This is a genomic window from Acinetobacter sp. C26M (assembly GCF_023702675.1).
Lineage (GTDB): Bacteria > Pseudomonadota > Gammaproteobacteria > Pseudomonadales > Moraxellaceae > Acinetobacter.
On the sequence record NZ_CP098478.1, the window covers coordinates 3,366,420 to 3,392,700 of the forward strand.

At 41.9% G+C, this 26,281-nt stretch carries 29 protein-coding genes; 17 read left to right on the plus strand and 12 right to left on the minus strand.

The window, feature by feature from the left end; translation table 11 throughout:
* Positions 1–22: 22 nt before the first annotated feature.
* From NDN11_RS15410 to NDN11_RS15425, 4 genes are all read right to left on the minus strand, one after another.
* Positions 23–862 carry a symmetrical bis(5'-nucleosyl)-tetraphosphatase gene (locus NDN11_RS15410; protein WP_251110133.1) on the minus strand — a complete coding sequence of 280 codons (840 nt, stop codon included), beginning with the start codon at positions 860–862 and terminating at the stop codon, positions 23–25.
* The gene (gene rsmA, locus NDN11_RS15415) at positions 862–1,674 is read right to left on the minus strand and encodes a 16S rRNA (adenine(1518)-N(6)/adenine(1519)-N(6))-dimethyltransferase RsmA (RefSeq protein WP_167250037.1); all 813 of its coding nucleotides are present in this window, start codon (positions 1,672–1,674) and stop codon (positions 862–864) included. The genes NDN11_RS15410 and rsmA overlap by 1 nt, the downstream gene beginning before the upstream one ends.
* A gap of 39 nt (positions 1,675–1,713) precedes the next feature.
* Positions 1,714–2,700, minus strand: a complete 987-nt coding sequence (gene pdxA, locus NDN11_RS15420; protein WP_251110134.1) for a 4-hydroxythreonine-4-phosphate dehydrogenase PdxA — start codon at positions 2,698–2,700, stop codon at positions 1,714–1,716.
* Between the two features lie 78 nt (positions 2,701–2,778).
* Positions 2,779–3,408, minus strand: coding sequence for a hypothetical protein (locus tag NDN11_RS15425; protein WP_251110135.1), 630 nt, complete (start codon positions 3,406–3,408; stop codon positions 2,779–2,781).
* Positions 3,409–3,675: 267 nt separating this feature from the next.
* Between NDN11_RS15425 and rplM the strand changes: the two genes are divergently transcribed.
* Both rplM and rpsI read left to right on the plus strand, forming a co-directional pair.
* Complete coding sequence (rplM, locus tag NDN11_RS15430) at positions 3,676–4,104, plus strand: 50S ribosomal protein L13 (RefSeq protein WP_004652543.1); 429 nt, start codon at positions 3,676–3,678, stop codon at positions 4,102–4,104.
* A gap of 12 nt (positions 4,105–4,116) precedes the next feature.
* Positions 4,117–4,503, plus strand: coding sequence for a 30S ribosomal protein S9 (gene rpsI, locus NDN11_RS15435; RefSeq protein ID WP_004652544.1), 387 nt, complete (start codon positions 4,117–4,119; stop codon positions 4,501–4,503).
* Positions 4,504–4,566: 63 nt separating this feature from the next.
* Here rpsI and NDN11_RS15440 read toward each other — a convergent pair whose 3' ends face one another.
* The gene (locus NDN11_RS15440; protein ID WP_167250041.1) at positions 4,567–4,974 is read right to left on the minus strand and encodes a hypothetical protein; all 408 of its coding nucleotides are present in this window, start codon (positions 4,972–4,974) and stop codon (positions 4,567–4,569) included.
* Positions 4,975–5,101: 127 nt separating this feature from the next.
* Here NDN11_RS15440 and NDN11_RS15445 point away from each other — a divergent pair, with 127 nt between their 5' ends.
* The 12 genes from NDN11_RS15445 to NDN11_RS15500 all read left to right on the plus strand — a co-directional run bounded on the left by NDN11_RS15445 (position 5,102) and on the right by NDN11_RS15500 (position 14,786).
* Positions 5,102–5,761, plus strand: coding sequence for a glutathione S-transferase N-terminal domain-containing protein (locus tag NDN11_RS15445; protein ID WP_167250042.1), 660 nt, complete (start codon positions 5,102–5,104; stop codon positions 5,759–5,761).
* Positions 5,762–5,775: 14 nt separating this feature from the next.
* Positions 5,776–6,201, plus strand: a complete 426-nt coding sequence (locus tag NDN11_RS15450; protein WP_167250043.1) for a ClpXP protease specificity-enhancing factor — start codon at positions 5,776–5,778, stop codon at positions 6,199–6,201.
* A gap of 15 nt (positions 6,202–6,216) precedes the next feature.
* Positions 6,217–6,879, plus strand: coding sequence for a hypothetical protein (locus NDN11_RS15455; RefSeq protein WP_251110136.1), 663 nt, complete (start codon positions 6,217–6,219; stop codon positions 6,877–6,879).
* A gap of 387 nt (positions 6,880–7,266) precedes the next feature.
* Positions 7,267–7,626, plus strand: coding sequence for a roadblock/LC7 domain-containing protein (locus tag NDN11_RS15460; protein WP_251110137.1), 360 nt, complete (start codon positions 7,267–7,269; stop codon positions 7,624–7,626).
* A 160-nt stretch (positions 7,627–7,786) separates the two neighbouring features.
* Positions 7,787–8,755: a hypothetical protein gene (locus NDN11_RS15465; protein ID WP_251110138.1), complete on the plus strand. Its 969-nt coding sequence runs from the start codon at positions 7,787–7,789 to the stop codon at positions 8,753–8,755.
* 8 nt (positions 8,756–8,763) lie between these two features.
* Positions 8,764–9,306, plus strand: a complete 543-nt coding sequence (locus NDN11_RS15470) for a GTP-binding protein (protein ID WP_167250046.1) — start codon at positions 8,764–8,766, stop codon at positions 9,304–9,306.
* A gap of 22 nt (positions 9,307–9,328) precedes the next feature.
* On the plus strand, positions 9,329–9,748 hold the full coding sequence (locus tag NDN11_RS15475) for a roadblock/LC7 domain-containing protein (protein WP_167250047.1): 420 nt from the start codon (positions 9,329–9,331) through the stop codon (positions 9,746–9,748).
* Between the two features lie 357 nt (positions 9,749–10,105).
* The gene (locus NDN11_RS15480; RefSeq protein WP_251110139.1) at positions 10,106–11,449 is read left to right on the plus strand and encodes a sphingomyelin phosphodiesterase; all 1,344 of its coding nucleotides are present in this window, start codon (positions 10,106–10,108) and stop codon (positions 11,447–11,449) included.
* A 12-nt stretch (positions 11,450–11,461) separates the two neighbouring features.
* Positions 11,462–12,391, plus strand: a complete 930-nt coding sequence (locus NDN11_RS15485; protein WP_251110140.1) for a lipase secretion chaperone — start codon at positions 11,462–11,464, stop codon at positions 12,389–12,391.
* Between the two features lie 192 nt (positions 12,392–12,583).
* Positions 12,584–13,363 carry an AraC family transcriptional regulator gene (locus NDN11_RS15490; protein ID WP_251110141.1) on the plus strand — a complete coding sequence of 260 codons (780 nt, stop codon included), beginning with the start codon at positions 12,584–12,586 and terminating at the stop codon, positions 13,361–13,363.
* 74 nt (positions 13,364–13,437) lie between these two features.
* Positions 13,438–14,283 carry a sterol desaturase family protein gene (locus tag NDN11_RS15495; protein ID WP_251110142.1) on the plus strand — a complete coding sequence of 282 codons (846 nt, stop codon included), beginning with the start codon at positions 13,438–13,440 and terminating at the stop codon, positions 14,281–14,283.
* A 29-nt stretch (positions 14,284–14,312) separates the two neighbouring features.
* The gene (locus NDN11_RS15500; protein WP_251110143.1) at positions 14,313–14,786 is read left to right on the plus strand and encodes a hypothetical protein; all 474 of its coding nucleotides are present in this window, start codon (positions 14,313–14,315) and stop codon (positions 14,784–14,786) included.
* A 30-nt stretch (positions 14,787–14,816) separates the two neighbouring features.
* Here NDN11_RS15500 and NDN11_RS15505 read toward each other — a convergent pair whose 3' ends face one another.
* The 6 genes from NDN11_RS15505 to NDN11_RS15530 form a co-directional block, all read right to left on the minus strand.
* Complete coding sequence (locus tag NDN11_RS15505; protein WP_251110144.1) at positions 14,817–16,775, minus strand: acetyl/propionyl/methylcrotonyl-CoA carboxylase subunit alpha; 1,959 nt, start codon at positions 16,773–16,775, stop codon at positions 14,817–14,819.
* 82 nt (positions 16,776–16,857) lie between these two features.
* Positions 16,858–17,688, minus strand: a complete 831-nt coding sequence (locus tag NDN11_RS15510; protein ID WP_251110145.1) for an enoyl-CoA hydratase/isomerase family protein — start codon at positions 17,686–17,688, stop codon at positions 16,858–16,860.
* A gap of 10 nt (positions 17,689–17,698) precedes the next feature.
* On the minus strand, positions 17,699–18,859 hold the full coding sequence (locus NDN11_RS15515) for an acyl-CoA dehydrogenase family protein (protein WP_251110146.1): 1,161 nt from the start codon (positions 18,857–18,859) through the stop codon (positions 17,699–17,701).
* Between the two features lie 109 nt (positions 18,860–18,968).
* Entirely contained in the window at positions 18,969–20,582 is a 1,614-nt protein-coding gene (locus tag NDN11_RS15520; protein WP_251110147.1) for an acyl-CoA carboxylase subunit beta, read from the minus strand.
* A gap of 2 nt (positions 20,583–20,584) precedes the next feature.
* Positions 20,585–21,466, minus strand: a complete 882-nt coding sequence (locus NDN11_RS15525; protein WP_251110148.1) for an SDR family oxidoreductase — start codon at positions 21,464–21,466, stop codon at positions 20,585–20,587.
* A gap of 10 nt (positions 21,467–21,476) precedes the next feature.
* Positions 21,477–23,285, minus strand: coding sequence for an acyclic terpene utilization AtuA family protein (locus NDN11_RS15530; RefSeq protein WP_251110149.1), 1,809 nt, complete (start codon positions 23,283–23,285; stop codon positions 21,477–21,479).
* 195 nt (positions 23,286–23,480) lie between these two features.
* On the opposite strand from NDN11_RS15530, the gene NDN11_RS15535 reads away from it, so the two are divergent.
* The 3 genes from NDN11_RS15535 to NDN11_RS15545 all read left to right on the plus strand — a co-directional run bounded on the left by NDN11_RS15535 (position 23,481) and on the right by NDN11_RS15545 (position 25,054).
* Positions 23,481–24,080 (plus strand): TetR/AcrR family transcriptional regulator, encoded by a 600-nt coding sequence (locus NDN11_RS15535; protein ID WP_004652564.1) that lies wholly within the window; start codon positions 23,481–23,483, stop codon positions 24,078–24,080.
* Positions 24,077–24,586 carry a GNAT family N-acetyltransferase gene (locus NDN11_RS15540; RefSeq protein WP_251110150.1) on the plus strand — a complete coding sequence of 170 codons (510 nt, stop codon included), beginning with the start codon at positions 24,077–24,079 and terminating at the stop codon, positions 24,584–24,586. The genes NDN11_RS15535 and NDN11_RS15540 overlap by 4 nt, the downstream gene beginning before the upstream one ends.
* Before the next feature lie 63 nt (positions 24,587–24,649).
* On the plus strand, positions 24,650–25,054 hold the full coding sequence (locus NDN11_RS15545; protein ID WP_251110151.1) for a YbbD-related protein: 405 nt from the start codon (positions 24,650–24,652) through the stop codon (positions 25,052–25,054).
* A 16-nt stretch (positions 25,055–25,070) separates the two neighbouring features.
* Here NDN11_RS15545 and NDN11_RS15550 read toward each other — a convergent pair whose 3' ends face one another.
* Positions 25,071–26,234 (minus strand): acyl-CoA dehydrogenase family protein, encoded by a 1,164-nt coding sequence (locus NDN11_RS15550; protein WP_251110152.1) that lies wholly within the window; start codon positions 26,232–26,234, stop codon positions 25,071–25,073.
* Positions 26,235–26,281 lie beyond the last annotated feature (47 nt).

A 26,281-nucleotide genomic window follows, 5' to 3' on the forward strand; every position in this document is an offset into this window, starting at 1 on the left:
TTTAAAAAATATCACAGACTGTTCAAGCCAACGGATTATCTACCGCAAAAATCTGCTGATCTTCCAAACGGAATGCCATCAGTTGCTGCCCCCAAACACAGCCACCATCGACATTTTGAATTTGAGCACTAATGCTCTTACCCTGCAAAGCCGCCCAATGCCCAAAAATTAATTGATGGGTTTGTGCTGCCTGACTTTCAAACTCAAACCAAGGTTGGAAACCTGCTGGCATTGGTGCATCAAGCGCATCTTTAAAATCAAATTCCAAACGCCCTACTGCGTCAGTTAAACGCATTCGCGTGAGATAATTGGTAATACAGCGTAACCGTGCCATACCCGTCAGCTCATCAGACCATAGATCAGGTTGTGAACCATACATCTCGGCAAGAAAACTATCTAAAACCGAAAGATCCTCATGACCCACTACCTGCTGTACTTCTTGTGCCAATGCCACAGTTTGTTCGGCATTCCAGATACACGGCACACCTGCATGGGTAATCAAAGTCTGTGCATTTGGAGATAGGCTTAACGGCTGTTTACGCAGCCAATCAATCAGCTCATCGCCATCAATGGCATCAATCACTTCTTGAGTATGATCTTTGTCTTTGGTCTTTTTAAAACCACGGGCGCAGGCAATCAAGGTCAAGTCATGATTACCTAATACCGTTGCGGCAGCACCACGGTCAGCCAGCTTTTTAATAAAGCGTAAAGCACCCACCGAGTTTTCACCACGTGCAACCAGATCACCCGCAAACCATAAAAAGTCTTGATCAGGATCAAAGCGGACTTCTTTCAGCAACGCTTTCAGTGCTTCGAAACAACCTTGCACATCACCAATGACATAGTTATAGCGTTTAGACATTAAGACACCATCTGATCAGAAAGTGCGACAAAATCAGCCAAGCTCAATGTTTCTGGACGAGCCATCGGATCAACGCCTGCTTTTTCAAAGCCGTCTTCAGCCAACATGCCTTTTAAACTATTACGTAAGGTTTTACGGCGCTGGGTAAAGACATGCCCAACCAAACGCGCCAAAGCTTTCTCATCCTTTGCCACGATTGGCTTGGTTTCATAAGGTTCTAAACGAAACACTGCCGATGTGACTTTCGGTGGTGGATTGAACGATCCGGGTGGTACTTCAAATAAGAAGGTTGGCTTGCAGTAATACTGAATCATCACCGATAAACGACCATATTCTTTGGTATTTGGAGTCGCAGTAATACGATCCACGACTTCTTTTTGCAACATGAAATGCATGTCTTTAACTTTGTCACCAAACTCCAAGAGATGGAACAACAAAGGCGTAGAAATGTTATATGGCAAGTTTCCTACCACACGCAGCGGACGGCCGTCTTGAAACAGCTGAGTGAAATCATATTTCAAAGCATCGGCTTCAATAATCGTTAGGCGCTCAGGATGTGGTACACGTCCCGGTAGGCCTGCTGCCAAATCGCGATCCAGCTCAACCACAGTTAAGGCATCACATTCACCAATCAATGGTGACGTTAATGCAGCCAAACCTGGCCCAATTTCAACAATATTCTCGCCTGTGCGTGGATTCACTGAGCGTACAATTTTGGCAATCACACGCTGATCATGTAAAAAGTTTTGACCAAAACGTTTTCGAGCCTGATGCCCTTCATCTTTAGGGTTTAGGGCATTAATTTGATACATACATTTATACTCAATATTTGAAACGTAATCCCCCCTCTTTTATAAAGAGGGGTTGGGGGAGATTCTTGCTAAATCAAGTGCTAAATCCACTGCAACATGCAAGCTCGATGCTTTTGCTTGTCTAGTGCCTGCAAGAGAAAGTGCTGTACCATGATCGACAGAAGTTCGAATAAATGGTAAGCCTAATGTAATGTTTACTGCTTCACCAAAGCCTTGTGATTTTAACACAGGTAAGCCTTGATCGTGATACATCGCTAAAACAGCATCTGTATCCTTCAGATTTTCAGGGGTAAATAAGGTATCTGCTGGCAAACTTAGACTCATATCAACCCCCTGTGTTCGGTAGGTTTCCAACACTGGATTGATCACTTCAATTTCTTCTCGGCCTAAATAGCCATCTTCACCTGCGTGAGGATTCAAACCACACACCAAAATACGTGGAGCTGTGATTTTAAATTTTGTTTTTAAATCATGAATCAAAATATCAATGACTTGCTGCAAGCGCTCTTTAGTAATGGCATCAGGCACATCACGTAAAGGTAAATGGGTCGTTGCCAAGGCAACCCGTAATGTTTTCGTTGCCAGCATCATCACCACACGATCAATAGCTGCGAACTCTTGGTAATATTCAGTATGTCCGCTAAATGCGATTCCAGCCTCGTTGATAATCGACTTCTGCACTGGGGCAGTTGCTACACCAACACTCTGTCCAGAGATCGCATAATCAGCTGAACGACGTAATTGTTCTAATACATAAGCGGCATTAGCTGAATCCAATTGTCCCAACACAACAGACTTAGCTAAAGGCACATGTTCAACAAAAAGTTGCCCCTGCAAACTGGATTCAGTCTGCCCTTGATAAGCAATCAGCTCAACAGCTATACCTAAAAGATTTGCGCGCTGCTGCAACATCTGCATATCAGCTAAAATAACAATAGGTCGCTCATCTACACGCTCTGCCAAACTTAGACAGATGTCAGGGCCAATTCCTGCAGGTTCGCCTGAAGTGACATATAAAGGGAGCATAGGTATCGCCAGTCTTTTTTGATTCCTATCTAGTGTAACCAAAATCTAAAACGAGCTATAGCCCTTCATTTTTATAATTCACTTTACTTCGGGATTTGTTGTCGCTTTCGGTAAATTCTGTGGAACTAGATTTGAAGGCACAAATTCAACCTTTCGTGTCCATGGATTAATCTTTGGCTGTACTTTCTTCTCTGGCTGCACTACCGCCACTTCTTCTTTTTTCTCAATCACAGCAACAGTACTTGCCGCTTTTTCTGCTAATGGATTCACAGCAGCATCTTTCTTCTCAAGCACTTGAGCGACCTGAGACTCTTTTTTTTCTACAGCAGCTGTTGCAACTACAGCACTTGTAGGTCTCGTATAAGGAGCCGCGATTGAACCCTGTTTCACAACCGTTTGTGTCGCTGGTTGCTGAACAGGATGCGCCATTGAATTTGAACCTTGTCCTTGCAAATTCATTTGGTCGACAGGAATTTCAATCACTTTCATCTCAGCCGTCACTGCCATCGCAGGGTCAACATGATCGTTGCCACGACTCTCCAGTACTTCAAGTTTACGACTAGTACCTTCTTTGGGCTGAAATTCTGAATAATTGGTGACGCTGGTCTGATCTACCCATTTATAAAGTCGTCGTGCATTGGTTTGTGATGAACAAACGCCAATTAATAATGTGACTACAACAATTTTTGTAGAAAACGACAACTTCATCAAATTCCCCAAGAGAAGAGGTAAATACTTCTATTTATTTCAAATATTTGCTATAAAAATAATAGGGCAAATCTAGTCCCCCCTCAAGATAAATAATAGATCATTCAGCTCAGCGCATATTAGTTCCCAAATCAGTCACATTGCAGCAATTTATGACGACTCAGGCGAATTTTTCTTGTGTACTTTTACGAACTCATGTAGAATTCGGTCTCCTTTTGTTTGGACAGATTTTACCGTCCAAACCAACTATAATAGGTAGTGGTTTAAATGAAAACTCTCAGCGCTAAGCCAGCTGAAGTTCAACACGACTGGTATGTTGTTGATGCTTCTGGCAAAACTTTAGGTCGCCTTGCGACTGAAATCGCTCGTCGTTTACGCGGTAAGCACAAGACTTCTTATACTCCTCACGTTGACACTGGCGACTACATCGTTGTGATCAATGCTGAACACGTTCAAGTGACTGGTAACAAATCACTTGATAAGAAATATTATCGCCATACTGGTTTCCCTGGTGGTATCCGTGAGACTAACTTCGAGAAGTTAATTGCTCACAAACCTGAAGCAGTTTTAGAAAAAGCTGTTAAAGGTATGTTACCAAAAGGTCCTCTTGGTTATGCAATGATCAAAAAAATGAAAGTGTACGCTGGTACTGAGCATCCTCATACTGCTCAACAGCCACAAGTTTTGGACATCTAAGGGATACAGCACATGGCTACTAATTATGGTACAGGTCGCCGTAAGACCGCAACTGCACGTGTTTTCTTATCAGCTGGTACAGGTAAACTCGTAATTAACAACCGTACACTTGAGCAATATTTCGGTCGTGAAACTGCTCGTATGGTTGTGCGTCAGCCTTTAGAACTTTTAGAAGTTACTGAAAAATTTGACCTTTACATCACTGTTAAAGGTGGTGGTATTGGTGGTCAAGCAGGCGCTATCCGTCACGGTATTACTCGTGCATTGATCGCTTCTGACGAAACTTTAAAACCTGCTCTTCGTCAAGCTGGTTTCGTTACTCGTGATGCTCGTGAAGTTGAACGTAAGAAACTTGGTTTACGTAAAGCTCGTAAACGTCCTCAATTCTCTAAACGTTAATCGTTTTACGGATTGGACAAAAAACCTCGGATTTTCCGAGGTTTTTTTATTTCTGAATTTCAGTTATTTGTTTTTGTTCTTTTTAGAACAGTCCATCACCGCATCAGCTAAACCATCGGCAGCAATTGATTCAGTAATGGTGCAGCCATTTTCTTGATAAGTTCTCGTAGTCTTGGAAAATTGATGATCTTTTGGAATCGGTGCATTGCACGGTTGGTCGGTTTTCTCATTGACCATCTGAACTGGCCCATCATTATAAATTGTCACCTTACAACCTTTGACCACGTACTGTTTTTTGATTCCGCCATATTGAGAATCATCCTGATCAGCACCAGCCGCAATAGCAGCATCTGTAGCCGCACCACCCTCATCTGCAGATGCAATATCCACCTGATTCGAGATAGTTGGCGTGCTAGTACAACCACCGAGTAATAATGCTGCACAAACCGCAGCAAAGTAATATCGCTTCATACTATTTTTCTCTCTTTGAACTTATTGAATCATAAATCTATTCTGTAACAATCATATTGTTCAGCTTTAAGTGATTTCCAACGTTAATTTTAGTATTCTAAACAGTCAACCATAATTTTTTGGACTTATGTCTTTAGAAAATCCCCCAACCCCTGTTCAAGGCATTACGCTTTATAGTCATGCAGATGATTTCCGCTCACACTGGATTCGTTTTTTACTTGCTGAAAAACAGATCAAATATCAACTGATTATCACAGACCATGAAGATGAGGATCTAGCAGATCTTAATCCTTATAATCAGCTTCCGATGCTGATTGAGCAAAACCTAAAACTATTTTCAGCCAATGTCATTGCAGAATATTTGGATGATCGATATCGCCAAAATAAGCTCTATGCTGATGCACCAATGGCACGTGCCGAGCAACGGCAATATATTTGGCGCTTTGAACAAGATTGGTTCAAACTTGCCGACCATATGTTGAGACATGCAGATACGGTAAACCCGCAACAAAAGCAAAAAGCACAAAAAGAACTTCGGGATACCCTAATTTCGCTCACCCCCTTATTTCAGCATTTTCCATTTTTTATGTCAGAAACCTTTTCAATCTTAGATTGTATGCTCGCTCCAATCTTCTTACGTCTAAAAAGTATGGGAATTGAACTACCTGCACAACACTGTCGACCTATATTCTTGTATTGCCATCGTATCTTTAGCCGACCATCTTTCATTAAATCGATGACAGCTCAAGAAAAAAACAGCTACAATGAATTGATTTCTACGATTTAATAAGTTTTTCAATTATGTCTGAGCAAATAACTTTTACGCCTACACGCCCATATCTTGCTCGTGCCATTTATGAATGGATTTGCGATAACCAACTCACTCCTTATTTATTGGTTGATGCAACGCAACCCCATACTGATGTTCCCCTACAATTTGTGAAGGATGGTCAGATTGTCTTGAATCTTGCCCCTCATGCAATTCATCAGCTGCATATGAGTAATGAGGCGATTACCTTCTCTGCTCGTTTCGGAGGCGTTGCAAAAGAAATTTATGTGCCGATTCGCGCTGTCTTAGGTATTTATGCAAGAGAAAATGGTCAAGGCCTGTTTTTCGATCCTTCTGAATACGCAGAAATTGAAGAGTCGACAGCTGCACCAATCAATGAAACAAAGCAAGAAACTGAACCAACGAAAAAGAAACCTTCACTAAGAATTTTAGATTAAGCGAGGATCGTCACGATGGCATTTGACTTAGTTCAATATTTTTCTGAACAAATTAAAATTCAAAAACCACAACTTTTTGGACAATATTCTCCTAAAGAAAAACAAACATATATTGATGAAGTAAACGTGTTGGCTCTTGGACAACTCATTAGTCTGTGGAAACAAAATCCGCAGAAACTCTATCAAGAAGTTCATACAGCCGATCCACTGTATATTCAAGAGATTGCTCGCCATCTCACTACTTCAGCCCATAACCAATCGACCCTTAAAGCAACTGAATTGGAAAAAAACCTCTCAGATGTTCTGGCCTTACAATTAACGGAATTGAAGCAGCTTGATCAGACTGGTAGTTTTGGGCAGACAGGACTCACAGAACTTTTATTGGGTCAGATTGAACATTTATCTGGACAAGCAGAAGACTGGGTTTGGTCAACCAATCAACTCACCGAATTACTTGGCTCCAAGCCAGTTATTCAGCAAGAAGTATCGCTTGAAGCGACTATGCAAGAATTTAATCAAATGGTTCATCAGGCACAACCTCTTGCGCATGACCACGAGCCTGCTATTGAAGTGGAAACTCCAGAAATCCCAACATGGGCCTATATAGTTTCGCCTTTCGTAGCATTGGTCATTTTGATCTTTTTGTATTGCTCATATTGCCAACTCATTTCAGTTTAATCCTCCTCTAAAATGATAAGGAAAGTACGATTGCTTTCTTTATCATAGACTTAACATTAATTTAATTTTATTTAAAATATCAATTTACCCATATTAAAAAAATTTATTTACATTTATTTACAATCAAAGAGTGCATTTAAATCCCTATATTAATGTGAATAAAATCACAATAAAAACCATTTATTATCCTCAATTAATATTTTTAATTGTTTATTTGACAAAAATTGTCAATTATTAGCACTCCTGTGATTTCAATTATTTTAAAGCATGATTGATTTAATAAAAGAGTTTCCTATAATGAGATTAACTGCTTTTGAAAACTAATCATAAAACAGAAGTGGCGAATATAAATTCATAAACAAAGATGTAATTAGTAGAGATAAAATCATGGCTAAAATTTCATTAGAAAGCTTAACAAATATTGATGGATTCGTTGCGGCAGCGTTAGTAGACACTGAAAGTGGTTTAGCGCTAGCAACTCAAGGTGGGGGCGCAATCGACTTAGAACTAGCAGCAGCGGGTAACACCGAAGTTGTTCGAGCAAAACGCCGTGTTGCAAACTCACTTAAACTTAATGATGATATTGAAGATATCCTGATCACACTTGGTAAGGCATACCACTTAATTCGTCCACTTGAAAGCAATGGCAATTTATTCCTCTATCTCGTATTAGATCGTACTAAATCTAACCTCGCGATGGCTCGCCATGAATTAAAAACATTTGAAAAAGAATTAGACTTCGCTTAATTCAAAATTTCAGTTTATGTAATATATTAGACTTCTTGTGTATTCCTTATATTTTATTTACTATAAAGTATAATAAAATATACAAGAGGTCTATTATTAGTCTTTAGTATTAGACTAATTTTGTGCAGTCCAATATTTTACAAAATATTAAAGTGATACTATGAATGGACATTGCATTAATATCGCAATTTCAGGTATAAGTTTAAAAGTTTCAGATGAATTAAAAATAGAACTTAGAAAAACAATACCTCATGAATTTGGCATTAACTGGATCAACATTGCCGATCCAAATATAGACTTATTATTAATAAATGAAAATTTTTTTGAAACTGAAGGCATTCAACGTATTTTAGAACAAAAACAACTTCCCTGCTTAAAAGTTTCAAAAGGAGAAGGCTCACACCATATAGAAGAACACAATACACTTTATTTACCGTTCCAACATACGGATGCATTAAAAGACTGGATTCATCTTCGCCTTTTAAGTTATCTCACTTATCAACAAGCACAACAACCCAAGACTGAAACCGTTTCTACGCACAATGCAATTAATGAAAAGTATTTAACCGATATGTTAAATCCTGATAATGCCCGTCTTCATTTATTTGATGATCACGGGACTTTGGCCATTATCGATACCCGTAGCCAAATTGCCTGGTTAGAGCCAACCCGTACACAAACACAAACCAATCATAGCTTTAAGTATGAGTTCGCTACGACTTCGAACTTCACGAAAGTCTCTCGAAAAGTTGAATATAACTTGCAAGATTGGTTATGGAACTTATTTTGGCATTCGCTGGAGTTCCAGCGCTTAGCCCCGAATGAAAATGAGTACTATAAAATTGAATATTGGCCTCAGCCAGCCCAAAGCACTGACCGTAAAACGGCCTTATTGCTTTCTGCTTGCTTCATACAAGGAGCTCAGCTGTATCAAGTTGCAACACAATTAAAACTCCCTATTCAAACGGTTCAACAATTTATCGCTGCCTGCATTATTTCGGACAACGGCGGCATTATCCCAGCTTCAGAAAGTCATTATTTACGAACAGAAAATTCTGAGCAAACCACTGAACAACAAGGCTTTTTAAATAAATTTTTCGGCAAGGTTAGACGCCGCTTTGGGCTTTAAGGATTGATATGATTCTCCAACAATATAAAATTGTTTTTGCAGGAAGCATGGGCGCAGGAAAAACGGAAGCAATTAAATCGCTTTCAGAAATCCCTGTCCTCGCAACCGAAGCATTCAATACAGATAGTCAGGCCCATAATAAAATGCAAACTACCGTTGGCATTGATTATGGCGAGATTACATTAGATGACGGTGTAAAAATTGGCTTATATGGCACACCTGGACAATCCCGCTTTGATTTTATCTGGCCTGTGATTTGCCAAGGTGCTTTGGGGGTAATTTTACTGGTGGATCACAACAGTAAGGTACCAATCGAAGAACTTGAAGGGTACTTGGATACCTTCAAAGACTATACTAAAAATATTTCCATTGGCATTACCCATGTCGATGAACATAAAGGACAACCGACCACTATTTATCGTGAATGGTTAATCCAAAACGACTATCAATATCCTTTATTTTTCATTGATGCACGTAAACAAGAACATATCTTGCTGATGATTGAATCGCTCATTGCAGCATTAGAAGTCAATTTAAAAGCAACAAATTAATTACTTTATAAAGAGAAGAATTATGTTCAGTATTCCCAGTCAGCAACGTACTGCTCCCAAAGAGCTAATTCAATTTGCTAAAGCGCAGGCCAATGATGTTTTAACCAACATCCGAGGGGTGGATTATATTATGCTCTGCTCTACCGATGGATTCGAGTTGGCCTCGATTTACAAGAAGAACCCATATAACAGCACTAAACTTGCGGCTGTGAGTAGTTCAATCTTGGCCATGGTCACCGCTTTCCTTAATGAAATCCAGCTGACGGGATGTCAAAGTATTACTTTGGATGCTGAAAATGGCAAAGCGATTTTGACCTCTATTCCAGCCCCACATCACCCGATGGTGATGGTAACGCTAAGCAATAAAGATGTCTTGTTAGGACAGCTTTTATATAGCTTAAAACAAGCCAGCAGTGCAATCGTCGACGCAGACCAAGCTTAATCTTTTTCTCATCAAAAATCTGACAGACCTAGCAAGTCTGTCAGATTTTGTCATTTATAACGTCTATAATAATACTGTACTTTTCAATTTTCATTTCTGAATCACTCTCATTTCTAAATTTCACTAATTAACTGCATCTATTTGTTAAAAATCTCCTAAATAAGTCAAAAATTTAGAATAAAATATTGTTTTTAAAAACATCAGATGAATGGTCATTAATTTAAATGATTTAGCAATATTTTTTCATTATTATAATTTTCGAACAAATAATCATCATAAAATTTTCACAAATGAATAATTTTAATAATGAGCGGTTGTATTTGTTCAAACATTATTAAGCACTATGGAGAGATAAAGATGAAGCTGAAGAGCTTAAAACTAGGCGCAGGGGTCGCGCTCTTAATCAGTGGTTTTTCTACCCAACATACATTGGCTGATTCCTACGTGTTCGTGACCAATACCACGCCACAAACTGTATCAATACAAGTCAATCAAACTGGGGCAAGCTTACAGCAAGGCAATGAATGGGCGCAGGAAGCGACTCAACTAGCCCCCTACGAAACCAAACGGGTGTTACGTATCAACCGTTATACGGGGATCAAATCCGGTAAAACTTATAACTTTGATACCGTTCTCAGCAGCGGTAATTCACAAGTCACTTTAAAACAGACCATGACCGGAACTTGGTCGGGCAGCAATATTAAACATGGTATTCAAACGGCGACCACAACATCACCTTGGTATTCAGATCGTGATGTACACCGCATTAGCACAACTTATGCTGGTTTATCTGCACAAGCAGCGGTGAAAGCTGAATACACTGGTGGTTATGATGATTTCCACTACACTATTCATCAAAACACACTTCAAGAGCCTGTCTCAGCCAGTGCCGATGAGTTAAAAGTACTGACTTATAATATTTATGCTCTGCCAATGGTGGCTAGTAAAATCAGCGAGCGCTTAGCTGAATTACCGAATCATTTAAACGGTTATGATGTGATTATGATGCAAGAAGCCTTTGCTTCATCACGTACAGGTATGCTAAATCAACTGGCTCAACAGTACCCATATCAAACGCATATTCCAGTGGGTTCGGGCTACAACTTATTTGATAGTGGATTGGTGATTGTGAGCCGTTATCCAATCGTCAAAACAGCACAATTGATTTATCCAGATTGTACCGGAACGGATTGTTTTGCGGATAAAGGCGTGTTGTACGCTGAAATCATTAAGAATGGTAAGGCTTATCACGTTACCTCTACGCATACAGCCTCTTTTGATACCGATGCTGCACGAGCATTGCGTCAGGTCCAGTTCAAGCAAATTCGCCAATTGGTGAATCAACAAAATATTCCAAGTTTTGATGCGGTACTCATGGGCGGTGATTTCAATGTCAATAAACTGTTATGGCCGCAAGATTATCAAGACATGTTGACCAATCTGAATGCGACAGCTGCACCGAGCACAGGCTATACTGAATCTACCTTTGACCCACGCGTGAATAAGTTGGCTGGAGCAGCAGGTTCAGGTGGTGCAACAGTGGAATATCTAGATTATGTCGTGGCTTCAAACAACCACCGTCAACCGACTCAGTCTCGTAACGATGTTCGCATCTTACGTACCACAGCTGATCCACTGTATATGACTTGGGATCTTTCTGATCACTTCCCTGTGATGGGGCAATTTAATTATGGTCCATAAACGGAATTCGGTATGAATAAAAGACTATTGCTAACAATTATTATTGTTGTCGTGGTCTTGGTTGGGATTGTAGTTTGGAAGAGCACTGCCTCTTCCGCTGCAATTCAGCACACCAAATCCACTGCATCATCTCAAGATTCATCAACACAGGTGAGTAATGAAGGCATGCCAAACAAAACCAAGGATGAAGTTTTCCAAAACTCGCTATTCAAGCAATTAAAAATGTTACAGCAGCAACCTGGAAATATCACCGAGTTTCTCAATAATTTTAAAGCCAACTGCCCTGTATCCGACTGTAATGCCGCTTTAGCAAAAGCTTTAGCTAATTACCCAGATCAAAACTTTGCACATTTGGTGGAAAATCTAATAAAACGTATGCCGCAATATGAACAACGCATGCAAAACACGGTGTTATCGACGTCGTTATCTCCAAAAGAACGCTTTGATGCCGTGTGGAAGCTAAGAGAACAAACCTTGGGACAAGCCGAAGCGATGCTGGGCTTTGGGCAAGAACGAGGCTATGCAGATTATCGGTTTGCCTACAATGATTTAGCGCAGAATCAAAAACTTAGTGCTGAACAACGCTTAAAAGCATTTGAGCAGCTACAAAAACAGTACCCTGATGCAACTCAACAAGAAAATAAAATGGGGCTTTATGAACAAGCACTCGGTTTAATTAATCAAGGACAGTACAGCCCTGCTGAAACACAGCGCTTAAAACAGATGTTACAACAGCGTTATCTGACTGAGCAGCAACGCCAAGACGTACAACAGCGTGAACAACGTGAAGTTCAACAGCAGCAACAGGTCAATCAATATCAACAGGCCGTACAGCAGTTACAACAGGAGATGGAGCCGTTAAAAGCACAACTCTCAAATGAAGAATGGCAAAAGCAATATCAAAGCCGTTTAGAAAGTCTACGTTTAAAAATGTTTTCTTAATTGCTCATCAACATGGATATTGCTGAAGATCTTTTACTAACCTTCAATAACGAATCAGTCGACCATTTAGGCAAACAATGTGTCGGCTGTAAATAAGAATGCTACTTTGAAAATCATCCGTTCACTTATTTGACAAAGAACATTCCTTCCCGCTAAATAAGCCATTCAATCATTTTAAGATGATGATTTGGCATGAACAGCTTAAAAAATGATAACGTTGGTTGGAGTGGTCAAGCAGCAATTGCTTTGGGGATTGGCGCTTTTCTTGGACAATCAGGAAATAATCACCCTCACCACCACTATGCGCATCAAATCACCATATCATTGAATGCAGATCAACCCGTGCAAGTGATTGCTGATGGTCAACTTTATCAAGCACCGACTTTATTCATTCCCGCCAAGCTAAAGCATCAACTTATAACTGGCGACTATCTGTCGCTTTACATTGATACCTGTCATGCACTCACAGCCAAGTTCAATCTAGAATTTCATGTGCCTACACAGGTATGTGAAGTATCAATCGATCTACAACAACAATTGCAACACAGCTTTAGCTCTAAGATGCCTCTCAATCATGGCTTAGCCCATTTCTTAAAAAATACACAGCTGAGCAATTCGGCTCCCCATGGTAATCCCCAGAAAATTGAACATATTCTAGAATTGCTTTATCAGGGCATCTTGCAAGCCAATATTCCTGATCGTCAATATCTAGCAAAAATTGTAGGTTTATCTGAAAGTCGTTTTTCACACTGGTTTCGTGAACAGGCAGGACTACCTTTACGCAGCTATCGCAAATGGTTACGCCTTATTTGTGGATTAACTCAAATGCAAAAAGGACTCGCATTAACAGATACAGCTCATCAAGCTGATTTTGCTGATCAGGCACATTTCACACGAACTTTTGTTGAGCTATTAGGAGTTCGACCATCTGAATTGAGCCAAATGCAGGGGCAAATTTTCTTTATTGACTAAATAGCTGTTTTGTTCAATTCAATACTGCAACCCCACAGGCATAGTGACTGTTCACTCTTTTGGAACAATACACCATGCCTAAGCCAATCCAGTATCTCATTCGCTATACCTGTTATCCCCTGTTGATGGGGCTTAGCGTGTTTTTTTTATTACCTGTTGCAGCAGGTGAACTTGCCTATTGGCCTTATGTGCCTTTAATCGCAGCCATTGCGATTGGAGCGGTTGCCCTGCTTGAACAGGTTCAACCTTATGAACAAACGTGGTTAACCGATCATGAAGATACGGTTGTTGATATTCTGCATGCCAGTTTTAGTATCATCATGATTTTTATGACTGCTGAATGCATTACCTTATTTCGGCAGCTGATTCATATTCCTAGCTTTTGGCCAGCCTCTCTACCAATCTGGCTACAATTACTGATTGTCGGTCTAGTCATTGATTTTGGATTATGGCTGATGCATTACTTAAGTCATCAAAAACGCTTTCTATGGAAATTGCACGCCCTTCATCACAGTTCTGAACGATTATACTGGCTCAATGGTGAACGTCGTCATCCATTAAGTGCCATTCTACTCGCGGCGCCTGGAATTATCTGTATTACCTTAATCGGTGCACCCGCCAATCTGATTGGGACATGGATGGGATTAACTGCAATTCATTTGGCTTTCCAGCATGCCAATCTGGATTATTCTGTAGGTGTGTTTAGACATTTATTAGGGGTTGCTGAAGTCCATCGCTGGCATCATAAATATGGTTTTGGTCGTAAAAACTTTGGCGAATTCTGGATGATCTGGGATCATCTGTTTGGGACATATTACTATGAAAGCAAATCCGTAAAAGCTGGGCAAGTCGGATTAAGGACTGCGCTACCGAAAACTTATCTCAAACAAATACGGTGGCCATTCGCTAGAAAAAATTAATAAGACGCATAAATTGAAGGAAATCGGCAATGCACTATCCACAATATCAACAAGACCTCAACACCGCACTTGAATCAGAAATATTGGGTGAATTGATTTTTTTAAATGCAGCCAAACATGCACGCTCAATTGAGCAGCAACAAAAATGGCAAACGCTGGCCAAACTGGAAACCCAAACCCTACGCAAGTTACAGCAGTTCTTAACCCAACAAGGTCAAACAGCCACAATTCGTTTGCATATTAAGTTACAAGCCAAGGCATCAGGCATTGCGATGGCCAAACTGCCGTGGAAAGTGTCCATGCATTTGCTTAAACAGGGTACTCAACCGTTTATGGCAACTTTTGAACGGATGCAGCAACACGCAGATACCAACTCTCTGGATTTTCTCCAGTATTTGTTGGCACATGAACAAGCCTTAGCTGAGTTTGCAACACAGGAATTACAGGGTAACTCAGAGCATTCTTTAGATGCGGTGCTGCACTTACTAAAAAGCGAGGCATAACACCTCGCTCTTTAATCTCTTGTATTGCCTTCAAGTCGTGCTGAGGTTCAACAACAATTGACGTTTTTTCACCTGCTGCCCGACTTGACCAATCAACTCCTCGACAACACCATCGACATCGGATTTGATTTGTTGCTGAATCTTCATCGCCTCAAGCACCAATAGGGTTTGTCCTTTTGTTACTGAATCTCCGACATTGACCAGCAAATTCACAATCGCACCGTCCATTGGCGCACGAATTTTACCATCACCTACCACCTCTGCCGCTTCTGGTGCTGCATAGGTAGTATTTTCAATCAGCACATTACCATTAGCTACATCTAAATACAGCTGATCTTGATCAAAGACATAGGCGAGCTTGCGTCGAACACCCTCACAGCTATAAACAATCTGCACATCACTGATGCTTACAATCTTGATTGTCGCTTGTTGATCACAAAACTCTACTTTGACCTGCTGCGGATCATTTTGTACATGTAGCAAGATCTGCTGATCGGCATATTTCAGTTTCAGCGGGAACGGCATACCTATACCCGTTTGCCAAGCCACTTGTTTCTGATTTTTCTGGGTAAATAGTGCTGCTGCCACGGCTAAAGTCTCAAGCGGCAAAACTTGCTGGTGCAGGCTGATATCCTCTTGGAAGTGCTGTTGAATAAATGCGGTGTTGGTATCCCCAGCCACAATGATCGGATGGCGCAATAAATTGACAAGAAACTGCTTATTGCTATTCACACCTAGCAATACACAATCATCAACCGCTTTGGCAAGCAGGCGAATCGCATCCTGACGGGTCTTGCCATAGGCAATCACTTTGGCCACCATCGGATCATAGAACGGACTGATTTCACCGTGTTCTAGCATGCCATGATCAATACGGACATTCTGTAGAGTGCCATCAGCACCCGCTGCTTGCCAACGCAGTACTTTGCCTGTTTGTGGCAGAAAGTCCTGACGTGGATCTTCTGCATATAAACGGACTTCGATCGCATGTCCCTTTAAGGTCAACTCATGTTGTTGTAAAGGCAGGGTTTCGCCATTGGCAACACGCAATTGCCATTCCACCAAATCCAAGCCTGTGATCATTTCTGTGACTGGATGTTCGACTTGTAAACGCGTATTCATTTCCAAGAAATAGAACTCACCCGATTGATCCAGCAGAAACTCGACCGTACCTGCACCCACATAATCACACGCCTGTGCTGCCGCAACAGCTGCTTCACCCATTTTCTGACGTAGTTCAGGTGTCATCACTGGACAAGGTGCTTCTTCGACCACCTTTTGATGACGGCGTTGGATCGAACAATCCCGCTCAAATAAATACACATAATGACCATGCGTATCCCCAAAGACCTGAATCTCGACATGCCTTGGGGCAATCACCGCTTTCTCTAAGATCAGCTCCCCCGAACCAAAGGCATTTTCTGCTTCCGAACGTGCTGTTTTTAATGCCTCTAATACATCAGTAGCATCTTGGACTAGACGCATGCCTCGCCCACCACCACCTGCCGAAGCTTTGACCATTAAAGGATAGCCAATCTTCTCAGCTTGTTGTGCTAGATAATCAAGGTCTTGCTGATCGCCTTCATAACCAGGCACACACGGTACGCCTGCTTGGATCATGGCAATTTTAGAAAGACGCTTACTGCCCATTAGCTCGATGGCAGCAGCGGTCGGCCCAATAAAAGTGATGCCATGATCAAGACAAGCCTGAGCAAAGTCAGTATTTTCAGACAAGAAACCATAACCTGGATGTACAGCATCCGCACCTGTCTTTTTGCAGGCTGCAATAATATTGGCAATGGATAAATAGGATTCTGAAACTTTAGATGCACCGATATAAACCGCTTCATCTGCAAGCTGTACATGACGGGCATTGGCATCTGCATCTGAATACACCGCAACCGTTTGATAGCCCATTGCTTTGGCTGTTTGCATCACACGAACAGCAATTTCACCACGGTTTGCCACTAAGACTTTTGAAAAACTCATTGTTTCATCTCTATTATTAAATTCCCCATCCCCCCATCTAAAGGATAAACGCCCTTCTTTTTAAACAGGGATTAGGGAAATTTCAGTCAAACCAACTCGGATTACGTTTTTGAATAAAAGCCATGGTGCCTTCTTGTCCTTCTGCACCACCGACAGCCTGAGCAAACTGTTGTGCCGCATCATCCAGAAGCTGCTCTAAAGGCTCATTCAGTGTCCGATGCAATAAAGCTTTGGTGGTACGGGAAGCCAATGGTGCAGCACGTTTAATCTGCTGAATGATCTCTGTAAGCTGTTGTTTAATCTCAATATCATCTTGTGCAATTTGGTGAACAACACCCAAATCCAAAGCCGTCTTGCCGTCAAAACGTAAACCCAATAACGCCAAACGACGGGCTTGGGTCAGACCAATCCGCTTCACCACAAAAGGCGCAATCTGTGCAGGCAAAATACCTAAGCCTGTTTCAGGTAGGCCAAACTGAGCTGTATCACGGCTAATCGCGATATCTGACACACAGGCCAGACCAAAACCACCACCGAGTACAGCACCTTCTAAAACAACAACCACGGTTTGGGGAGCCTGATCGACTTGTTCAATCATGGCACCAAAACGACGGTTAAAATCGACATAGGGCTGTAAGCTATCTGTATTGGCTGCTTCAACTCTTAATCCCGCCATATCCTTGATATCACCACCAGCACAGAAATGCCCGCCTTGACCGCGTAAAATCACTGCACGAATGGATAGATCATCAACTATCTGGCTAAACACCTGTTGAATGGCAGTGACCATTTTTAAACTCATGGCATTACGGCTTTCAGGACGATTTAGCCATAGCGTTAAAATGCCACCTTGCTGCTCTAACCGAATGCTGTCATCTAACACTAAGCCTGCAAGAGAAGTTGCAACTGTCATGCTTCTGCTCCTATTTTTTCTGTTTTTTCGGCAAAATATCAGTGAGCTTACAAATGATCCCCAACATAATTTCATCTGCACCGCCACCAATCGAACCTAGACGTCCATCACGGAACAATTGTGATGCTGGGTTATCCCACATAAAGCCATTACCACCCCAATATTGCAGGCAACTGTCTGCCACTTCACGGCTTAAGCGTCCTGCTTTCAGCTTCGCCATTGAGGCCATTAAAGTGACATCTTCACCCGCAATATGCTGTTCACAGGCTTGAAGGGTTAAGGCTTTTAATGCTGCAACTTCTGTCATGAGTTCAGCAAAACGAAAATGTACATACTGGTTATGAATTAAAGGTTGACCAAACGTGGTGCGTTCTCTGGTGTAGTCAATGGTTTGCTGAATGACTTTTTCCATGCCCCCCACCGCATTTATACAAGCCCACATGCGTTCTTCTTGGAACTGCATCATTTGCATCATAAAGCCCATGCCTTCCACCCCAACCAAGTTGCGTTGTGGCACACGCACATTATCGAAGTAGACCTGAGCCGTGGTGGTTGAGCGCATCCCCAACTTATTTAAGGGTTCTGAGAAGCTGATCCCTACTGTCTTGGCAGGAACAATAATCATGGATTTATTGACATGTGGTTTGTCATCAGAGGTATTGGCAAGCAAACAAAAGAAATCGGCTTGCAATGAGTTGGTGATCCACATCTTGCTGCCGTTAATCACATAATCATCACCATCTTTTTTTGCTGTGGTTTTGATGGCTGCCACGTCAGAACCGGCATGCACTTCCGAGACCGCAATCGACGCGACATATTCACCACGAATCGCAGGGTTTAGAAATTCATCTCGCAACTCTTTGCTGCCAAAGCGTGCCAGTGCAGGTGTTGCCATATCAGTCTGTACACCAATCGCCAGTGGTACACCACCACAAGCGGCACGGCCTAACTCTTCTGCCACCACAAGGTTGTACGAATAGTCGAGTCCTAAACCACCATTTTCTTCAGGCTTACAAATCCCCAATAAACCCAAGTCTCCCATTTTCTTAAATACGTCATGAATCGGAAAACGGCCCGCTTCTTCCCATTCGGGGATAAATGGATTTAATTCGTTTTCAACAAACTGACGTGTGGTACGGCGTAAAGCATCATGTTCTGCAGTAAATTTCATTGTTTTTGTTCCTTAAAAATTGTTTCCCCCCTCTCCCCAACCCTCTCCCCAAAAGGGTGAGGGGATCCCTTCTCCCTCAGGGAGAAGGCTAGGATGAGGGTGTTAAAAATTAAAATCTCGACACACCAAATCGTGTTGGATTTAACTCACGTTGCTGTGCTTCATAAATGGTTTGTAATAAAAATATCAATACCTTACGGGTATCTCTTGGATCGATGATGCCATCATCATGCAGCATTGCGGTATTGAATAAAGCCGTCGACTGCTGTTCCAATTTCATTGCCGTACTTTGTTCCAAGAAATCCAACATCTGTGGATTCGGCTCCATCCCCGAGGCTTTTTGTTTACCCTCAGCTACAATACGCAAGACTTTGCCTGCTTGCGCAGCACCCATCACTGCTACATGTGAGTTTGGCCATGCAAAGATAAATTGTGGGGACAAACTGCGACCACACATTGCATAGTTACCTGCACCATAAGAGCCTGCCACCACAATCGAAATCTTGGGCACAGTTGCATTGGCAACTGCTTGGATCAGCTTGGAACCATGTTTAATAATCCCGTTCTGCTCTGCATCGGTTCCGACCATAAAACCTGTGGTGTTATGCAGAAATAACAGCGGTCGTTGGGTCTGCTCACACAGATGAATAAACTGCGCTGCTTTCACTGCCCCTTGAGGTGTAATCGGCCCATTATTAGTAATGATGCCAATATGTAAACCACCCATTTTCGCCCAGCCACATACGGTTAAAGCATCATATTCCTGTTTAAATTCTAGAAAATCTGAATCATCAATAATCCGGGCAATGATATCTTTCATATCAAAAGGTTGTTTTGGATCTTGCGGGATAATGCCCAACAACTCCTCCGCTGAATAACGCGGTTCTTTATAATCATGATTCGAATGAGTGGTCTGTTCTTTCCAATTCAGATGCTCGAAAATCTCACGCGCTAAGCGAATACCATCTGCATCATTTTCAGCTAAATATTCCGCCACACCTGAAACTTGAGTATGCATTTCTGCACCACCTAGTTCTTCCGCAGTCGCCACTTCCCCTGTTGCTGCCAATAATAACGGTGGGCCAGCCAACAACATTTCAGTTTGTTTGCGTACTGCAATCACATAGTCAGACAAACCCGGTTGATAAGCACCGCCAGCAGTTGCATTACCATGTACTACTGCAACTTGCGGAATCCCTGCCGCAGATAAGCGCGCCTGATTGGCAAAAGTCATACCACCATAGGTAAATACCTCCGCCGCATAGTTCAGGTTTGCACCGCCACTTTCAGTTAAGGTCACCATCGGCAACTTTTGTTCTAAGGCGATCTTTTGCAGACGTAGCGTTTTATGTACGCCCATTGGGGACATGGTGCCACCTTTGATGGCGCTGTTACTGGCAGAAACCAGTGCACGTACACCATTAACAAAACCAATGCCAGCAATAATGCCACCACCTGCTTCGGAACCATCTTTATCATCATGCATGTTGTAGCCAACTAAGCCGCACAGCTCGATAAAAGGTGAATCCGCATCTAACAGTAAACGAATACGTTCATGTGGCAAGATTTTGCCTTTCTTATCGAACTTAGGTTTTGCTGCATAGGACTTATCAATACTTTTTTGCTGCACCGCCCGAACTTCAGCCAACTGGGTTAATAACGCCTCTCGATTTTGCTCATATTGTTCACTACCCACTGCAATTTCAGATTGAAGAATACTCATGTTTATTCTCCATCACCGTTATTTTTAAAAATATCAGGGATAAAAGCACGATGGAAACCATTAAAAGCATCATTGTTGGTTGCATCAGCTAGCGGATACATACGCGTCCCTTGGGATGCCGCCCCATCAATACGTAACGTTACACCTGAAACAAAAGCCGCTGCATCCGAAAGTAAATAGCAGATGGCTGAGGAAATTTCTGACTCGGTACCCATTCGTTTTAATGGCACATTACTCGCTAAACTTGGAATGATTACTTTGGCAAAATCACCACTATAGTTATCCATGCCCGAAGAAATAATCCAGCCCGGTGCAACTGCATTAACGCGTACCCCAGATTTACCCCATTCTACTGAAGCAGTTTTGGTCAGGTTATCAACACCCGAACGTGCTGCACCTGAATGGCCCATGCCCGGCATACCACCCCACATATCGGCAGTCATATTAACAATGCTACCACCATGCTTTGCCATCCACTGGTTAAAGGCTTCACGCATCAAATAAAAGGTTGAATGTAGGTTATTACGGACCACGGCATCAAAACCATTGGCAGAAATATTCTCTAATGCAGAAGGAAATTGTCCACCTGCGTTATTGACTAAACCATCGAGCTTGCCAAATTTTTCAAGCACTTCCGCAATCATGCTTTTGACTTGTTCTTCATCACGGTTATCACAAACAATGAAATGGACGTTGCCACCATCTTCCAAAATTTCTTGGCTAACCTTTTCCAATTTTTCTACTTTTCGTCCCGTGATTACCACTTGCGCACCTAAAGAAGCAAGCTCATGTGCAGTACAACGGCCAATACCAGAACCCCCACCTGTGACGATAATGACTTTGTCAGCAAATGCATCTGCCCTGAAAATTGATTGATAACCCATGTTTATATCCTTAATATTTTTCTAACAGTTGTGCTGGTACTTTCACTGGCATATCCAATAATTGCTGTGCAAAAGCCTTACCTTGTGGATCAATTCGCAAGCTGGCAATACCACCACCACCTAATGCATTTTCCAACATAAAATTCAGTGCATGCATCTCAGGCAATTCATAACGAATGACTTTGGATTTCTCAGGATCAAGAACATGCTGCATATATGCTGCAACATTGGCTTCGGTTAATGAGGCACGAATCCACGGTAAATATTCAGCTTTACGTGCAATCACCCCGATATTGCTATGATTTCCCTTATCGCCACTGCGTGCATGTGCTACGTCTATCAAAGAGACTTCAACCTCATCGCCTTGATACGCGGCTACTTCACCAACGGGATGCTGCACATAATCCTGTGAAGCTTGTTCGAAGGGGATCTGAACGGGATAACGCTGTCCTGCAAAGTCGACTTCTAGCTTTAATTGATCTTTATCAATCAAGAATGAAAATAATTTCACCACAGCCGATGCTTTAGGACGCCCTCCGACAATTCCTGCCAATGCAGGTGCCATGCCTGTTGAAGCTTGGGCAATCTCAGAAGCAAAGAAGATACAGGCTTCTTTAAACAGATGCTTTACCGCGATCTTAACCACCACTTCACGGCTATCTTTCACTTTCGCATGTGCACCATAAGTACTTTCAATACCTAGAATCTCAACCGATTTTTCACTAAACGGAGGAACGGAACGTAGCGCCAATACACGTTCACATTTATTGATAATGGCATCAGCAATCACTTGGGCTTTTTCTGGCGCTTCACGACCTGCAATCAAGAAACTAACCAAAACACGATAACCATCCGCATAAGTCGCACTGACTTTATATTGCTGAGTTGGCGCACGGCCTGTGGCACCAGTCACTTTGACTCGATGCTCTCCTACCTGTTCTAAATGCACTTGACTAAAATCAGCGCTCACATCAGCTAAAAGATAGGCTTGTGGATTGCCAATCTCATAAACAATCTGCTCTGCTACAGTCGCAGTTGAAACAAGGCCACCTGTCCCTTGAGGCTTGGTCACAATAAATGAAGCATCAGCGCTGACTTCTACGATTGGAAAGCCCATATTGTCAAAGCCTTGAACCAAGCGCCAATCAGTAAAGTTTCCACCTGTACACTGTGCACCGCATTCAATCACATGCCCTGCCAAAGAACCTTGTGCCAACTTGTCATAATCATCGAGTGACCATTTGTATTCATGCAATAATGGGGCAAGCACAACCGCTGAATCGACCACACGGCCTGTAATCACAATATCTGCACCCAAATCTAAAGCATCACGAATTGCAACAGCACCGAGATAGGCATTACTACTTGCCACATGTGCAGGCAAGGCATCGCCATTAAACATTTCCTGAACATTTTGGGTGAGTAATTCAGGATGCTTAGGCAATACATCATCACCTAACACCACTGCAACTTTTAAATTTAAGCCCTTTTCATCAATGATTTTCTGTAGGGCATCACGACAAGCCAGTGGATTCACCCCACCTGCATTACTAATCACTTTTATTTTTTTCTCAGCAATTTTATTGATCAGGGGGGACATCACCCGACTGACAAAATCCAGCGCATAACCATGACTTGGATCCATCATCATCGCCTTCGCCATAATCGACATGGTAATTTCTGACAGATAATCAAAGACCAAATAATCAATATCACTCAGATGCACCAACTGAAATGCAGCGGTGTTGGTATCGCCCCAGAATCCTGATGCACACCCAATTTTGACTACCCTCTGGTCATCCTGTTTGACAGTTGTCATGCGCTTTCTCATTGTTATTGCTAAAAACGCCTTAACATTACCAAGCAAGTGCTTGGTTTGTAAAGTGCATAATGCTATGCTGTATTGGCAAAAATAGTCAAACTCAAGCAAATGCTTGTTATAAAAAGATAAGACAATGCATCAAATGATTTTTGTTACAATAGACTTTAGATTAAACGGGATAGATGAATAGGCATGATCGCAACCTCAATTGAGCAAATACCCAAGATTGTTTGTTTTGATGACAGTCCACGTGGACGTTTACTGCAAGGTGCTGCCTATCTGTTTTATAAGCAAGGTTATGACAAAACCACGGTTCGTCAACTCGGTGAATTTATTGGCATTCAATCGGGTAGTCTGTTTCATCACTTTAAAAGTAAAGATGAAATTCTGGCGACAGTGATGGAACAAACTATTATCTATAACTTTGCCCGTTTAAAAGAAGCTGCTGAACGTTCAACTGATCCTGAACAACAATTACGCCATCTCATCAAAGCTGAATTACTTTCCATTGCTGGTGATACAGGTGCAGCTATGGCGGTACTGGTGCATGAATGGTTTGCCCTTTCTAAAGAAAAACAAGATTACCTTCTGAAAATGCGTAATGAATATGAGCAAGTCTGGTTGGATGTGATTGAAAAATTGCGTGCTCAAGGCAAAGTGAAACATGATGCTTTTATTTGGCGTCGCTTGCTCGGTGGCTCGATTTCTTGGACGGTGACGTGGTATAGACCAGAAGGCAAAGTCAAAATTGATGAATTGACTGAAATGGTTTGGGAAATGGCTGTTAAATGAGTGCGATCTATTTGCGTAAGCCTCAAATCAGCGATTTAGCTGAAATCAAACTTGCCTACCAAAATAGTATTCAACTACATCAACCGTGGACCTATCTACCAACAGATTTTGAACAATATCTCATACAAGAACATCGTTATTTCGTCTGCTTGAAAGAAAATCATGCCATTGTCGGCACTTTTAATATCTCCAATATCGTTCGAGGTCACTTTCATTCTGCCTATTTAGGTTATGAAGCGTTTTATCCTTATGCAGGACATGGTTATATGCGACAAGGGCTACAACAGGTTTTACACGAAGCATTTCAAACTCTGAACCTACATCGACTAGAAGCCAATATCCAACCAGACAATCTACCCTCTATTCGCCTTGTCGCAAATGCAGGTTTTATAAAAGAAGGCTTCTCCCGCCAGTACCTACGCGTCGGAGGAAAAGAATGGAAAGACCATGAGCGATGGGCAATTTTAAATTCGGATTGGACAGATAAGAAATATCAAGCATTTTAATTATTGCGATATCTGACACATTAAGATAAAAATAAACTGATGCCAATTTTTTAGGCGAAAGATATGCAACGCATAATCTTGATTTTACTTTTCAGCCTAATTCTCGGCTGTACCGATGATAAGGTGACAACCAAGTTTACAGATTTGCAGCATGCTAAAGTTGAACATGCGTTTGAACGCGGTTGGTTACCTCCAATTTTGCCACCCAGTACAAAAAATATTATTGAAATAAATGACCTAGATCTAAGTAGAGGTCATGGCTCTTTTACTTTTTCACCAACAGACCTAAACTATTTCAGCGGTCATGGTGCCATCCCAATTAAAATGAATAATGTGACTCAAAGTAAAAAGAAAGAAATGCAGGATCAGGGATTCCAGTTTTTGGTCTATGCTCAGAATTCATCAATTTGGTATATCGCAGTTCATCCTGAGGGAAAAGGAGCTTATTGGGTTGAACCCAAACGGTAAGCTCCTAGCGATCAGTTTAATAGCCCAACTGCTTACTAATTAAATCCTTCATAATTTCTTCTGCACCACCACCAATCATATTCACCTTCACTTCACGATAGATTCGTTCAGACTTAGTGCCACGCATAAAACCCATACCCCCGAGTGTCTGCACCGCAGCATCGGCACAGAATTGCATGGTTTGAGTAGCAACATTCTTCAACATACAGATCTGGGCAATCAGTTCACTACCCTGCAATTCAGGCTTACCTAGGCGATAAGCGGTATCTTCGAGTAAAGCACGGGTTGCCGTTAGTCGCGTGGCCATATCCACTAATTTATGACGCATGACCTGATGATCAACCAGACGCTTACCAAAGGTTTGGCGTTGCTGTGCCCAATCCAATGCTTCCTCATAACACGTCAGGGCAAAGCCATAACTACTGGCAGCAAGGAAAAAACGCTCCATATTGAAGTTATTCATAATCACCAGAAAGCCCATATTCTCAGGGCCCAATAAATGGTTAGCAGGCACTTTGACATTATCAAAATGCAGATGTGCCGTATCTGATGCCCACCATCCCATCTTATCCAGTTTGGTTTTACTGATTCCTGCACTATGCGCATCGATGAGCAGCATTGAAATACCATTTGCTCCTTTGGCATTTGGATCAGTACGTACTGCCACTGAATAATAATCAGCTCGCATCCCCGAAGTGATAAAGGTCTTTTCACCACTCACCAGAAAATAATCACCGTCACGTACAGCTTTAGTTTTAAGCGAAGCCACATCTGAACCACCGCTTGGCTCAGTAATTGCCAATGCCGAGATCTTTTCACCCGATAAAATCTGAGGGAGTACTTGAGCTTTTACCTCTTCGTTGGCAAAGTGCTGAATTGGTGGCGCACCAATGGTATGCGACAGTAAAGAGGCTGCTAAGCCACCTGAAGCACATTTTGCGAGCTCAATCGAAGATAACAATGTATAAAATGCATCAGTTCCCGCAATCCCCCCATACTGCTCTTCAAAACCGAGTCCCAATAAACCTATATCTGCTGCTTTTTTATAAAGTTCTCGCGGAAAAGTTTCACTCTCATCCCATTCATTGATAAAAGGAGAAATTTCTTTTTCAACAAAGCGTCGAATACTCTTGGCAAATTCAAGATGCTGCTCGCTGTAGTACAAAGGATTGAGGTGCATATTCTGCTTCCTAGCAATTATTGATCATTGTTTATTGAATGAGCACT